This window comes from Algoriphagus pacificus (genome assembly GCF_017254845.1).
GTDB classification, from domain to species: domain Bacteria; phylum Bacteroidota; class Bacteroidia; order Cytophagales; family Cyclobacteriaceae; genus Algoriphagus; species Algoriphagus pacificus.
Map to the genome: position 1 here is coordinate 279,613 of NZ_JAFKCU010000002.1, position 13,509 is coordinate 293,121.

The window sequence follows — 13,509 nt, forward strand, 5'->3', positions numbered from 1 at the left end:
AGTTGTTAGAAGCAGGGGACTAAGCCCCTGCGATTAAAATACTATTCCGAATGTGATTGGATTCAACTCTGGACCTTTTCCTTCTTGGAAAAGTGTGTTTAGATCGTAAGTTGAGAAGAAGGTGATTCTTCCCACACCGATTTCGCCTCTTACCCCATATCTGAAGTTGTTTAGGTAAAGACCTGTGTCTTGCTTATCTTTCTTACGTCCAGATCCTCCCAACTCTTTGTAAACATATTTTGACTGTCCGCCAAGTCTGTATCCTGCATAAGGACCTGCCGCGATTCGCAAACCTCTTTTGCCATTGTCATTCATTTTACCGAAGTCCAATTCCAGCATGGTCATGGCAGTGATGTAGGAGGCTGAGATTTTGCTTTTGAAGCCATTGACATCGTTTCTCTGGATGAAATCAACCATCTGATCTCCACGAACTGCCTGAAAATCTCTGTTTTCAAATTTGAAGTTGTAGAACTGGAAACCTAATCCGAAATCCCAGTAAAAACCTTTTGATAGTCTCTGAGCTGCCATCCAGTTTAGGCCCACGTTCCAGCTACCCCAGCCTTTTACTGCATAAGGATTGTCTGAAGTAGGAAACTTTCCATCTGCATTCAGGTAATTATTCACTCCAAGATCCACGTTGAAGAAGGTTCTGAAAGGAGGATCACTTTTCCTTTTCATTCCCGATTCTACCCGGACTTTGGTGTTGTCGCCGGATTCATCCACCAGGATTCTCATTCCTCCGATGTATACCTCTGTTTCTTCCCAGTCTTCTCTCACTTTTACCACTTCTTTGGTGGTACCGTCTTTTTTCTTGATCTCTACTATGGTCAATTCTCCGGAATCTTCATTCTCCTCCAGGTCCAATTCTCTGATGATCTGATTGATATTCATCAGCTTTAATTTTTCAAAGTCCTCTTTGCTCTCCACGATGATTACAATTTTTCCGGACTTTCCGAATTCCACTACCACGCTGTCACTCATTACAGTCTTGTAGGGATCATTTGATGGCATTGTACCTGCAAATCCAATTTGCACCAGAGCCATCAGGCAGAATAATAAAAGATATTTTTTCATGATTTGATGTCGTTTTTCTTGTGGTGGTTTTTTACTTTTCAGCTCGTTCTTTCTTGGAAATCATACTGGTGAAGAGGTTGTTTTTTGCATCTTGTAAGTCTGCAAATCCCTGGTCCACTTTTCCCAATAAACCTTCGACTTCATTTACTGTCTTACCGATTCCGGCGATCAGGCTTTTGTCTTTTGGTTCTTCCTTCAATCCATCTGAATAGATCTTGACACGGAATGCAGGAGCTTCTTCGGTCGGTTTTGCCTCTGCTATGGTTTTGGACATATCCGGAGCTGTAAGCTGGATTTCTGTCTGTACCATTTCCTTTTCTTCAAGCTTCAATTCAGGAACTGCCACTGGTTTTGTTTCTACAGTCTCTTCTTGTGTTTCGGTCATTGCAATCAGATTCTGTGGAGCTTCTTCGGTAGCTTTTGGCTGAACGGCTGGTTGTTTTTTAGTAGTTGTGTTGTTTTTATTTTCTTTTTGAGCAGGGGTCGAAGCAGTCGTATTCACTGGCTCATTTGCTGTCTCAGGTTTTGTTTCTTCAGTTGGGATCGATTCAATTTCCTGTGATTCTGTCGGTTCAACCGTCTTAGGAAGATCGATTTTTTCATTTGTGGCGAGCATATCTCCCTTTGGGGAAGTAGCGTCGTCCGGATATAAGAAATAGCCGGCAGAAAGCAGGATCACCACGGAGGCAGCAGCAGCCCACCATAATCCTTTGTTGGATTTAGGTTCTTTTGGAAGCTGTTTTTCAAGTCTCTCCCAGGCTAGAGCGCTGGGTTTGATGCTGTGCTGGTCTAGTTTTTCCTTGAAAACTTTATCCAGATTTTGTGATGAGTTAGCCATTGTTTCTCCTTTCGTTTGGTAATAGACTGGCAATTTTTTCTTTTAAAACATTTCGGGCTCTGTTGAGCTGAGATTTGGAAGTGCTTTCGCTGATTCCGAGTAATTCTCCTATTTCCTGATGAGAATAGCCTTCAATTGCATAAAGGTTGAAAACTGTTCTATATCCCACGGGAAGGCTTTTTACTAAATCCAAAAGCTCTTCAGTTTCCAAATGTGTCAATTCATAGTTGTGATCCTGGTACGCTGCATCATTTTCCATGTTTACTTCCATCATCAGGTGCCGATTGCTCCTCAATGTCATGAGAGCCTGAGTGACGATAATCCGCTTCATCCAACCTTCGAAACTTCCTTTATGTTGAAACTGGGGAAGTTTTTCAAAAATCTTCATGAAGCCTTCGATCATCACATCTTCTGCATGTTCCCGATCCTTTAGATATCGGAGGCAGATGACCAAGAATTTTCCCGAATAGCTCTCATACAGGTGGCGCTGGGCTGACCGATCACCCTTTAGGCATCCTTGTATTACTTCTGTTTCGGTAGAAAAATTGGTTCTGCTGAACATTTCTAGTGGCTTTCAAATAGGTAGATGCCGGGTTTTTAAAATTGGTTGCGTGGGCAGGTGAAAAAAAGTTAATTATTTTTTCAAAAGCTAAAAAATAACCTGTAAAAAATTGATTTACAGGTTATTGAATTGCTTTATGTTTTTTGGGATTATTAATAATAAGCTTTGTAATTGATCAGGATATTCAACAAAGTCCATTCATTTTCTTTGACAGTGACTGGTTGGATGTTTCCTTCTCCATCAAAAATACTGGCAAATAAACCGTTTTCTTCCACAGTGAGGACGGAATATCTTCCGGGGCTCAAATCAACAGCATATTTCCCGGTTCCATCCGTTTTAACCTCCTTGACCTTTTTGCTGGCGATGGCAGTGATCAGCCCGTCTTCTACTTTTACATCGGAAATATTAGTAAGGGGAAATATCTGAACTGTTCGCTCTACTTTTTTCGCTGTTTCTTCTGTGTTTTCACCTGACTGTATTTTTGGCATTTGATTTCCTTCTATCCAGGTAATAGTGCCAATGATTCCTTGTCCTTCGGGTACATAAGGTTTGCAATGCATTAAAGTCAAGGTTATCAGTGAAAAAAGGAATAGGTTAAGGACAATTTTATAATGCTTCATCTGTTTTGTTGGGTTAGATATTTTCAAAGAGCATAAATGATTCCAAATAAGTAGGTATGACAGTTCGCCACCCTAATTCCTCTTCCAGTTTTCTTCCCAAAGTGCTGGCACTTTTTTCTTCCCCATGTATTATAAAGGTGATTTTTGGTTTACTGGAGAATCCTTCGGCCCAATCCAACAGTTCTGATTGATCGGCATGAGCAGATAATCCATCGATCTGATAAATTTTGGCTTTGACCGAAACTTCCCTTCCATAGATTCTTATTTCCGGTTCCCCTTCAATCAATCTCCTTCCTCTCGTTCCTTCAGCTTGGTATCCCACGAAAATCACCCCGTTTTTCTCATCGGGGAGATGATGGAACAGATGGTGTAAGACTCGGCCACCCGTAGCCATTCCACTTGCAGATATAATAATGGCATTTCCCCTGTATTCATTGAGAGATCGGGATTGTTCCTGTTTTTGAAAGTAATGCAACTGGGGATGGTCAAAGGGATTTCTGTCGTCTTCTTCCAAAACAGCTGCTAATTGATGATCACTTTTATAATCCTGGTAAAGTTTGGTAGCATTGATAGCCATAGGGGAATCCAAGAAAATAGGGACTTTGGGTATTTTCCCTTTTTCCATCAATTGAAATAGGTAGTACATGACTAACTGGGTACGACCCACAGCAAATGCCGGAATAATCACCAAACCACCTCTGTCAAAAGTGTCTCGAATAGCTCTTCCTAATTCGTCTTCTGCTTTTACCGGAGGGCTGATTCGGTCACCGTAGGTTGATTCAATCCAGAGGATATCTGCAAAAGGAACCCGGGTAGGAGGGTATAACACAGGATCGTGGTACCTGCCTAAATCTCCTGAAAACACCAGCCTTTTTTCCTGAGTTTCTCCTTTAACAACTATTTTGACAATAGCGGCTCCAAGGATATGGCCAGCATGATAATAGGTGACCTTGACATTGGGGTTGATTTCAAAAGGCTTCTCGAAAGCTTGGGGGACAAACAAAGGAAAAACAGCCTCCGCATCTTCCATGGTGTAAAGCGGCTCTGGGTTTTCATGTCTTGAGTATCCTTTTTTTCTAGCGTATTCAGCTTCTTCTTCCTGTAGTTTACCGGAGTCTAGGAGCAGAATCTTTGCAAGCTCGGCTGTGGCTTCGGTACAGTAGATAGGGCCTGAAAAACCCTGTTTAACCAGTTTAGGTAAGTATCCAATATGGTCTAGGTGGGCGTGGGTGAGAACAATGGCTTCCATATCCATAGGAGGCATAGGGAATTTGTCCCAATTGCGTTCTCTCAGTTGCCGGGCTCCTTGATAAAGCCCGCAATCCACCAGAAATTCAAATTCTCCTAAATCAATTAAGTATTTGGATCCGGTAACAGCTCCGGCTCCTCCTAAAAATTTTACAGTGACATTCATGGTGTAGGTTATTTAGAAGGAGAAGATACAAAAAAAAGAGGCACCCTTTCGGATGCCTCTGCAATTAGTCTTTGATAAAATAACTGTCAGAGAACTTAAGTCTCGTGAGACTGTCGAGTTGTTCTCTGGACAAGGAATCCAAATAAACAGCCTCTGTATCCTCATCCTCAAAATCATCCTCATCAGGTTCATTGCAGGTGATGCAAACTAACCCAGCTTCATTGAACACCCAGACATTTCGCTGGTTTACATCAGTGGATTTGTATCCGTTTCTATAGATGGTGTTTCTGATGATTTCCAACAGTGATCGCTCCATGATAAATGGTTTCTCATAAGGAACATTCAAGACAAGATTTACTTTTTGGTCGCGGAAAGTCTGTAAAGAATTCACGTCAAACCCTTCATCAAAAGTTACCACACTATCTCTTACAGAATAATTGTAGACAATTTTCTCAGCATTTTCCATTGCCTCTGCTTTTGATCTACCTCTTGAGAAGGCATCTTTTGTCAGAGTAACTACTGTATCGGCAGTTCCTTCGATTTTCAGATTTACTCTATTGAAAGAAGCTTCATCTGATATCGGGTTCAGGTTCAGAATCATCACGCCTTCAGTAACCGGAAGTACTTGCTCACTCTTGAACCAGTTTTCTGATTTGAACAAAGCCACGATTCTAGGAATCTGGAATCCACAGATTCCGATACATAGTAACCAAAGTCCCAGAGCAACTAAGCCCATTCTGCCTCCGATAATATTCTTTTTAGCAAGGACACTTAGACCGAGTAGCAAGATGATAATACCTGGGATAATCAATAAGAAGGATGCTGCTACAATCAACCAAACCGGTACTAGGTTTGAGAAGAGTTCAATTGGGAAATTATCCATCATCACGCCATAATCATCATTAGTGAAGATACCGAAGTAAATTGCTAGAGCCATCAAAGGAGCTATCGTAATAACTAGACCCAGGAAGAAGACAAACAAACCGAAAATCACACGAATTACGGCTAGAAGTGCCCGACCTACAGGACCCAAAGCGCTTCCTATAGCCTCTATCACCTGACCGATTACTCTAAATGGTGTCAAAAGGATTTTTCTTGTGTTTGACTCAGGTATAGGAGGAATTGGGTTCTGGCTTTCTTTGACAGTGGTATCAATGTTATCCAAGGTGATTTCTCCACCTTTCATTTGGATCCGTTCGGTAATCGAACTGGCAACCGGCGTAATAATCCAAAGAACCAAATAGATCAAGAATCCTGATCCTCCTGCCAAAATCAACAACACAAAGGTAAGTCTGGTCCAGATAACCTCTATTCCAAAATAGGCAGCAAGACCTGAAGCCACGCCTCCTAATACTTTATCGTCTGGATTTCTATAGAGCTTCTTGATGTTTTTATCCTCATTGATTTCATAGGATACAGGAAGGATAACCCATAACACGATGTAAGCAACAATCGCAAAGAACCCGAAACTAAAGCTAAACCTGAAGTTATCAAATGGCATGATATCAAACAGACCAGGGTTGAATTTCAAGTTGCCACTGAACAGCAAAAGAATCCCAATCAATCGAGTCCACAGTGGATCGATGGAGAAGTAATGAGCGATACCCGCACATACCCCACCTAGGATCTTCTTGTTTTCAAGACGCATTAATTTCTTGTAGCCGCCTTTTTCCGCATGAGGAGGAGTTACGTATTTATAGTAGTCCTCGTCCTTTGCGTTGGAGGTCTGATCATATTCCTCTTCCGTCTTTTCATCCTCCACCGTAGCGAAGTCAGCGATTGTCCCCATTTTTTCAATGAGTTTCTCTACATTCTCAGCTGTGATGACCTGTTTGTTGTTTTTCAGATTGCTCAGGAAAATCTCGGCAATTCGGTTTTCGATATCCGAAATAATCTCATGATTGTCCTTATAAGAAGAAAAATGCTTGTTGATAGCGTCCAGATATTTCCGGAGGGTATCGTATCCGTCTTCTTCTATGTGGAAGAGAATTCCACTGATGTTGATGCTTATCGTCTTTTTCATGTGTTGTTCAATTTAGAGGGTTGCCACATGCCCGCCTGTCGTAGGACAGGGAATCTTGCTATCCTGTATGCCTGCCAGATTTGGGACTATGCTGCTCATTTTCATGATTCAATTCTTAGAGGTGATTTGTAAGGTGGAATTGACTAGCGATGTCCAGGTTTCAGAAAGTGTCCCTAGAAATTCTTTTCCTTCCTCTGTAATGGAATAATATTTCCGAGGAGGGCCCGATTCAGATTCTACCCAGCGATATTGAACCAATGATGCAGACTTTAGTCTGTTAAGAAGGGGATAGAGTGTTCCTTCGACTACGATCATCTGAACCTGGGTAAGTTCATCAATCAAGTCAGAAGTATACACCTCACCCCTGGAGATAATGTGCAAAACGCAAAACTCCAGGAGTCCTTTGCGCATTTGAATCTGTGTGTTGGCGACATTCATAGTAAGGTGATTTGATTTCCTTGCATTCGGAATTATCCTATTCCGTTTCCTCTTTTGGTAGAAAAATGATACCAATATTTTCCAAGCTACCTTGTATAACCTAATTCCTTGCGATAAATAGCCTCTTTGCTATACCTTATTCCAATTTATATCCCTTTCAGGTTGTTTTAGGGCGGTTTTGTGGTTTTGAAAAAAAATAAAAAAAATATCGCCCGAAGTGTAACATTTTATTTTCGCTTCGAAAAGTGCAAAAAAGTGGACAGAAATCTGTTCGGTGCCGTACAGTTGATTTAAATTCAAAAGAAAAACGGCAAGTAATATTAACGACTTAGATATTTGCTTTATTTTGTTTTTGTGAAGACCAGGCAATTAGCTTTCGCTCTCTTTTTTATAATCTCTTCCTTGGTGATTTTTTCTCCAAGGCATGCGCGGTCGCAATCGCTTGCTCCCAAATATTCCAATGAATTTTTGAGTATTGGGGTAGGGGCCCGGGCTTTGGGTATGGGAGGCGCTCAAGCCGCTGCGGCAAGAGATGTTACAGCTGCTTATTGGAATCCCGCAGCTTTGATTGGTATTCAGCATAAATACGAGTTTACTCTCATGCACTCGGAATATTTTGCCGGGGTAGCCCAATATGATTACCTGGGTTTTTCGACCCCTATCAAATCAGAAAGTCAGGTTGCTGTATCCTTGATCCGATTTGGTGTGGATGATATTCCTGATACAAGATTTCTTTACGATGCCAATGGTGCACTCAATTACAATAACATTCAATTCTTTAATGCAGCGGATTATGCCTTGCTTTTAAGCTATGCTCGAGATCTATCTGATAAGTTTAAAGTAGGGGCAAATGCAAAAGTGATTCATAGGAATGTAGGAAAGTTTGCGCAAGCTTGGGGTTTTGGGCTGGATATAGGTGGAATCTATATTCATAAGCGTCTGACTTTGGGTTTGATGGTCCGCGATATTACAACCACTTTCAATGCCTGGTCCCATGATGCAGAATTGGTTCGTGACATCTATGCCCAGACAGACAATGAGGTACCTTTGAACTCTGTGGAGCTCACCCTTCCTCGAGCCATTGGTAGCATAGCCTACGATTGGAATCTCAAAGGCAATTTCAGTTTACTTACTGTCGCGGACTTGGACATGACTTTTGATGGCAACAGGAATACCTTGATCAGCACTTCTTTGATGAGTATTGATCCGAAATTCGGGATTGAAGCTGGTTTTCAAAAGATTGCTTATCTCAGAGCAGGCGTCGGAAATTTTCAGTATATCAAGGATTTTGACGGAAGTCGATCACTTAATTTTCAACCAAGTATGGGATTGGGAGTCGTGCTCAATGAAAAGTTCCAGATTGATTATGCGCTATCAGATATTGGTAACGTGTCCGAAACACCCTATTCACATGTCTTTAGTGTAAAGGTGAGTTTGGAAAAACTTGATGCGGAGTTTAGGAAATTTAAAGGATGGAATCGATGAAAAACCTAAAGAATCTATTCCTCATATGCAGCTTTTTATTTTTGGCTTTTACCAGCAAAGCACAACAACCCGCATGGTATTCCTATAATCAAACGTATTATAAAATCCTTACCGCAGAAGATGGAATTTACAGGATAAGCAGTGAAAGCCTCGCTGCATCTGGTGTCAATGTCAATACAATTGACCCAAGAAATATCCAGCTTTTTCACCGAGGAAAAGAAGTTGCTATTGCAGTTGCAGGTGAAAATGACGGAAAGTTTGATGCGGGGGATTACATTGATTTTTATGGTCTGAGAAATGACGGAACCTTGGATTCTCTTCTTTATACCAGATTCGATAAGATCCCGAACCCTTATTTCAATACACATTCAGATAGCACGGCTTTTTTCCTGACTATTTCTCCGAATATTCAGGGAAAAAGAATGCAGGTTCGTCCGGCACCTGCCGCCAATCTACCTGCAATAACAACTTACAGTTCAGAAAAGCTGGAAGTATTTGGCGAGCAATATTCATTGGGTGTAGGATATGCTTTTGATTTCCGTCTTTCGGTATATGATACTGGTCAAGGCTGGATGAGTTCGGTGATTACAAAAGGTAATTCCAGACAAATCCAATTTACCGGATTGGGTCTAATGGCTAATTCTGGTAATGCAAAGCTTGAAATAGGATTGGTTGGCAGGTCACTGCATAATCATATTACCCGGATTTCTATCGGTAAAACTGCTTCTTCCCAAAGAGTCATCAATACCCAGAATTTCTTTGGCTATGAATATCCTCAATTGACCATTCCGGTTACGATGAATGATTTCAACGCAGATGGCTCAACAGTTGTCACTGTTCAGTCTGCTGGTACGGAAGGTGCAGATAATATCTCGATAGCCTATGCGAAGATCACTTTTCAAGAGCGAGTAAATTCAGGTGATTTCCAAAAGGAGATATTTATCACTCCTCCGGGAAATCAGCGAATTACAATTAGTCAAGCTAATGAATCTTACGAGGCAATCGAGATTTCTGATCCTAGCAATCCTCAGCAGGTTCTTTTGAGCAAAGCCACTGGCCAATTCAGTTTTACTGGTGCTGTAGCTTCTGATAGCAGTAGAATTTGGGTTCAAAATGCGTCTACTGTTCGCATGATTGATCAGATGAAAGCTGTTCAGTTTAAAAACTATCTGGCTCAGGATGCAGATTATATTTTGGTTGGCCATCATAAACTGGAAGAAGCTTCAAACCAATATGAAAATCCTTTGGAATCTTATGCCGCCCATCGGGCATCACCCTTAGGTGGAGGTTTTAAGACCTTGACCATTTTTATGGAGGAAATTTATGACCAATACGGATACGGTGAAGAATCTCCAACGGCACTTTTCGAATTTCTGAGAACTTACTATCCAGCGCATAAACCAACTCATTTGCTTTTGGCAGGTAGAGCTTTGACCATGTATTCTACTGCCCGGCAGAATGGTGTGACTTATTATTACAGAAACAATCCTTCTGCATTTGCATTTCAAAGCTTGATTCCACCAGGAGGATATCCTATTTCGGATAATAATTATGTGGTTGGCTTGGATCCAGCCAACCCGGATTCCCCGGCAATGGCTGTGGGTAGAATTCCAGCTAAAAACTCTCAACAATTGGCAGATTACCTGGATAAAGCCATTGAAAAAGATGCAGTAGGTGTTTCTGCACCTTGGCAAAAAGAGCTGATTCACTTGAGTGGAGGCGTGTCTGAATTTGAATTGAATCGCTATTTCAATTTCTTGAATAACTATAAAAATATTGCGGAGGGTCTTTATTTAGGTGGAAATGTGACAACCTATCGTAAACGATCGAATTCTACCATTGAACTGATTGATATCACGGGAGACCTAAATGAAGGACGCTCTTTGGTGACTTTCTTCGGTCATGGTGCACCCACGGTTATTGATATCGAAATTGGATTTGCATCGGATCCTACATTGAACTATCAGAACAAAGGAAAGTATCCTGTCATGCTATTCAATGGCTGTGATTATGGAAGTGCTTACGGGACTGTTTATACCCAGGGAGAAGATTGGGTGATGACGCCTGGCAAAGGTGCTTCCAATATTATGGCAAATACTTCTGTGGGTGTCGATATTGTTTTGAACCGATACTCCAACTCCTTCTACTCAAAAGCTTTTGCCGATAGCTCCAGTATCTATAAGACAATTGGAGAGGTAAAGCAGCAAGCGGAAACTGATTTTGTAAATCAATTTGGAACCGTTCCCTTGAGTTATTCCCATATGGAGCAAATGGTTCTTTTAGGAGATCCTGGGGTGCGCATGTTCCCTGCCAACAAGGCTGATTATTCCTTGGATGAAAGTGAAGTATTCTTTGAAAGCTTCGATGAAAATCCGCTCAATGCGCTGTCTGACAGCATTAAATTATCTTTTGTCCTTCGGAATTTAGGAATAGTCAATACTGATTCGGTTACTTATCGAATCAAAAGAAAGCTTCCTGATGGAACTGAGCTTGCATTTGATCCGGTAAAAATACCTTATGTCTCCAGACGTGATACTCTCATTTTTACGGTGCCAAATATGGGTTTGAATTCGGCAGGAGAAAATGTATTTACACTTGAGGTAAATCCAGGAAAAGAAATTCCTGAAATGACCTATGGAAATAATCTGATTACTGTCAGTCAATTTATTTCGCTGAGCGGAACCCTAAATCTCTATCCTCTTGATTATGGAATTGTATCGAATCAAGAGATGAAACTAATAGCTCAGATCCCAGGAAAACCTTCAACTGATCGAACAGTCATTTTACAATTGGATACTTCATCCGAGTTTAATTCCGCAAATAGAAAGGAAATCAGGATTACAACAGCGGGTTTGGCAGAATGGTCAGTTTCGCTACCTGTTGCCAATGATAGTGTCACTTATTATTGGAGATCAAAATTTCAGGAACCTCAAGCTGGAGAAACAGATGCTTGGACCAATTCTAGCTTTTCTTTCATTCCAAATGGTCCTCAAGGTTGGACGCAAAGAACCATCGCCCAATTGGAAGAAAATCAATTGGATAACCTGGAGATTAATGCGCAGCGAAATGGTTTTAAATACCTGGATAGGAAATTGGGATTCGAGGTATTTACAGTTGGCGCAGCCGTAGATACTTTGAGTTTTAGAAATACCCAATTTTACCTAGATCAGGTTCCGCAGATTATTGACAATGTCAATAATGCCAATAGCAGGCTTTGTCCAAATGGCTCGTTGGGTTTGGTGACTTTTGAGCAAAAAAGCCTGATGCCTTATTTACCGGTTCCGGTTCCAGGTTTTGATATTTTGGATGCTAGGGCTTGTGGTCGAGTGCCTCAAGTCATTCAAAGCATTCAAAATTCCTGGATTACCACTCCGGGTCAAACCATGCTGGAGCAATACACCAATGGGTTGAAAGATGGGGATTATGTAGTGATTTTTACGGTGGGTAATGTGACATTCGATGCTTGGCCAGATGAAGCTTATGCCTATCTGAGACAATTTGGAGCCAATGAAGCAACCCTTCGAAATCTGAAAACCGGCGATCCATACATCCTATACGGAAGAAAAGGAATGAAACCAGGTGAGGCGATTGAAATCCTGGGAAATCCAAATGGTGAAGTTTTGCCAAATCAGCAGACTCTTTCTTTTGAAACAGAACTGGATGGCTACATCACCAATGGTTTGATTTTGACACCACGTGTGGGGCCAGCTTCAAATTGGGAGCGTTTCTTCCAAAACGTCAATGCCAGAAACTGGATAAATGAAGAGGACTTCACTTATTTTGATATCTTGGGTGTAAAAACCGATGGTTCAGAGGAAATGATCTTGCCAAGATCAGTGGATAGAGAAATCGATCTGAGTTTTGTTGATCCGGGAACCTATCCATATTTGAGATTGCGTTTTGCGATGAATGACCCGCAATCCACTGCTCCGGCGCAACTGGATAAATGGCAGGTTAACTATACGGGAGTGCCTGAGGGAGCTTTGACAGTCAAAACTTCTCAGCCTCAGATCAATCTAAAAGAAGGTCAGGAAACGAGTATTTTGCTTCAGTTCAAGAATATTTCCAGATACGATTTTCTGGATTCCATTCAGGTGGATTGGAAGTGGACGAATGTTGCTTCTAAGAAAATTGAAAGCTTCTCCAAGAAATTCCCAGCGTTGAAAGCTGGCGAGTCTTTTGAATTTGGTCTTGATTTTAATTCGATTGGTAGAGCTGGTACCAACGAGCTTCAGGTTTTTGCCAATCCAAGAATCCAGCAAGAGCAAACATACAGAAATAACCAAATCGATTTTGGGCCTTATGTGTTGGTAGAAGGGGATGAGTCAACCTCTTTATTGGATGTGAACTTTGATGGGATTTATATAATGGATGGAGACATCGTTTCTCCTTCTGTTTTGGTGACAGCCCAATTGGTGAATGATCAAACGCTACTTTATAAGAAGGATACGGTTGGTATGGAGATTTTCTTGAAGCAAAACTGCGAAAGTTGTGATTTCAAACGAGTCAATTTTTCTGATCCGAATCTGACTTGGACTCCAGCATCTGAAAACGAGCGATTCAAAGTTTCTTTCTTGCCAGGTCCTTTGGAAGATGGGGTTTATACTTTGATGATCCAAAACGAAGATTCACCCCAGCCTTATCAGATCACATTTGAGGTGGTGAACGAATCTCAGATTACTAATTTTTATCCTTATCCAAACCCGTTTAGTACCAGTGTAAGATTTGTGTTTACAGTCACTGGATCAGAGGTGCCTGATGAAATCAAAATCCAGATTATGACGGTCACTGGAAAAGTGGTTAGGGAAATTCTTCAAAATGAATTAGGACCAATCCGGATCGGAAATAACCTGACAGAATACGCTTGGGACGGCAAGGATGAATATGGGGATCAGCTGGCCAATGGCGTTTATATTTATAGGGTGCTTGTCCGCAAAAACGGTCAGTTTATGGAGCATCGACCAACGGCTGGGGACAAAGCCTTTAAGAAAGGCTATGGAAAGATGTATTTACTTCGTTGATTCGATTTTCTGAGTGTTTTATTGCAATTGCCTT

At 41.3% G+C, this 13,509-nt stretch carries 9 protein-coding genes; 2 read left to right on the plus strand and 7 right to left on the minus strand.

Annotated features, from left to right (window positions below; genetic code table 11):
- Positions 1 to 33: 33 nt before the first annotated feature.
- The 7 genes from J0A69_RS07995 to J0A69_RS08025 all read right to left on the minus strand — a co-directional run bounded on the left by J0A69_RS07995 (position 34) and on the right by J0A69_RS08025 (position 6,969).
- The gene (locus J0A69_RS07995) at positions 34 to 1,074 is read right to left on the minus strand and encodes an outer membrane beta-barrel protein (protein WP_206586041.1); all 1,041 of its coding nucleotides are present in this window, start codon (positions 1,072 to 1,074) and stop codon (positions 34 to 36) included.
- Positions 1,075 to 1,105: 31 nt separating this feature from the next.
- Entirely contained in the window at positions 1,106 to 1,912 is an 807-nt protein-coding gene (locus J0A69_RS08000; RefSeq protein WP_206586042.1) for a hypothetical protein, read from the minus strand.
- Positions 1,905 to 2,474, minus strand: a complete 570-nt coding sequence (locus tag J0A69_RS08005; protein ID WP_206586043.1) for an RNA polymerase sigma factor — start codon at positions 2,472 to 2,474, stop codon at positions 1,905 to 1,907. Before J0A69_RS08005 ends, J0A69_RS08000 begins: the two co-directional genes overlap by 8 nt.
- A 152-nt stretch (positions 2,475 to 2,626) precedes the next feature.
- Positions 2,627 to 3,034, minus strand: a complete 408-nt coding sequence (locus J0A69_RS08010; protein ID WP_206586044.1) for a carboxypeptidase regulatory-like domain-containing protein — start codon at positions 3,032 to 3,034, stop codon at positions 2,627 to 2,629.
- Between the two features lie 73 nt (positions 3,035 to 3,107).
- Positions 3,108 to 4,508, minus strand: coding sequence for an MBL fold metallo-hydrolase RNA specificity domain-containing protein (locus J0A69_RS08015; RefSeq protein ID WP_206586045.1), 1,401 nt, complete (start codon positions 4,506 to 4,508; stop codon positions 3,108 to 3,110).
- 64 nt (positions 4,509 to 4,572) lie between these two features.
- Complete coding sequence (locus J0A69_RS08020; RefSeq protein WP_206586046.1) at positions 4,573 to 6,531, minus strand: PspC domain-containing protein; 1,959 nt, start codon at positions 6,529 to 6,531, stop codon at positions 4,573 to 4,575.
- Between the two features lie 108 nt (positions 6,532 to 6,639).
- Positions 6,640 to 6,969 carry a PadR family transcriptional regulator gene (locus tag J0A69_RS08025; protein ID WP_184492743.1) on the minus strand — a complete coding sequence of 110 codons (330 nt, stop codon included), beginning with the start codon at positions 6,967 to 6,969 and terminating at the stop codon, positions 6,640 to 6,642.
- Positions 6,970 to 7,359: 390 nt separating this feature from the next.
- On the opposite strand from J0A69_RS08025, the gene J0A69_RS08030 reads away from it, so the two are divergent.
- A complete protein-coding gene (locus tag J0A69_RS08030; protein WP_206586907.1) occupies positions 7,360 to 8,454 on the plus strand; it encodes a putative type IX sorting system protein PorV2 in 1,095 nt (364 codons plus the stop codon).
- A complete protein-coding gene (gene porU2, locus J0A69_RS08035; RefSeq protein WP_206586047.1) occupies positions 8,451 to 13,475 on the plus strand; it encodes a putative type IX secretion system sortase PorU2 in 5,025 nt (1,674 codons plus the stop codon). Before J0A69_RS08030 ends, porU2 begins: the two co-directional genes overlap by 4 nt.
- The last annotated feature ends 34 nt before the right edge of the window (positions 13,476 to 13,509 follow it).

What these genes read in the sequence shown, in the direction of transcription:
- porU2 (WP_206586047.1), top strand. Translation starts at nt 8,451, where the DNA reads ATGAAAAACCTAAAGAATCTATTCCTCATATGCAGCTTTTTATTTTTG.
- J0A69_RS08010 (WP_206586044.1), bottom strand. Translation starts at nt 3,034, where the DNA reads ATGCATTGCAAACCTTATGTACCCGAAGGACAAGGAATCATTGGCACT.
- J0A69_RS08005 (WP_206586043.1), bottom strand. Translation starts at nt 2,474, where the DNA reads ATGTTCAGCAGAACCAATTTTTCTACCGAAACAGAAGTAATACAAGGA.
- J0A69_RS08020 (WP_206586046.1), bottom strand. Translation starts at nt 6,531, where the DNA reads ATGAAAAAGACGATAAGCATCAACATCAGTGGAATTCTCTTCCACATA.
- J0A69_RS08015 (WP_206586045.1), bottom strand. Translation starts at nt 4,508, where the DNA reads ATGAATGTCACTGTAAAATTTTTAGGAGGAGCCGGAGCTGTTACCGGA.
- J0A69_RS07995 (WP_206586041.1), bottom strand. Translation starts at nt 1,074, where the DNA reads ATGAAAAAATATCTTTTATTATTCTGCCTGATGGCTCTGGTGCAAATT.
- J0A69_RS08000 (WP_206586042.1), bottom strand. Translation starts at nt 1,912, where the DNA reads ATGGCTAACTCATCACAAAATCTGGATAAAGTTTTCAAGGAAAAACTA.
- J0A69_RS08025 (WP_184492743.1), bottom strand. Translation starts at nt 6,969, where the DNA reads ATGAATGTCGCCAACACACAGATTCAAATGCGCAAAGGACTCCTGGAG.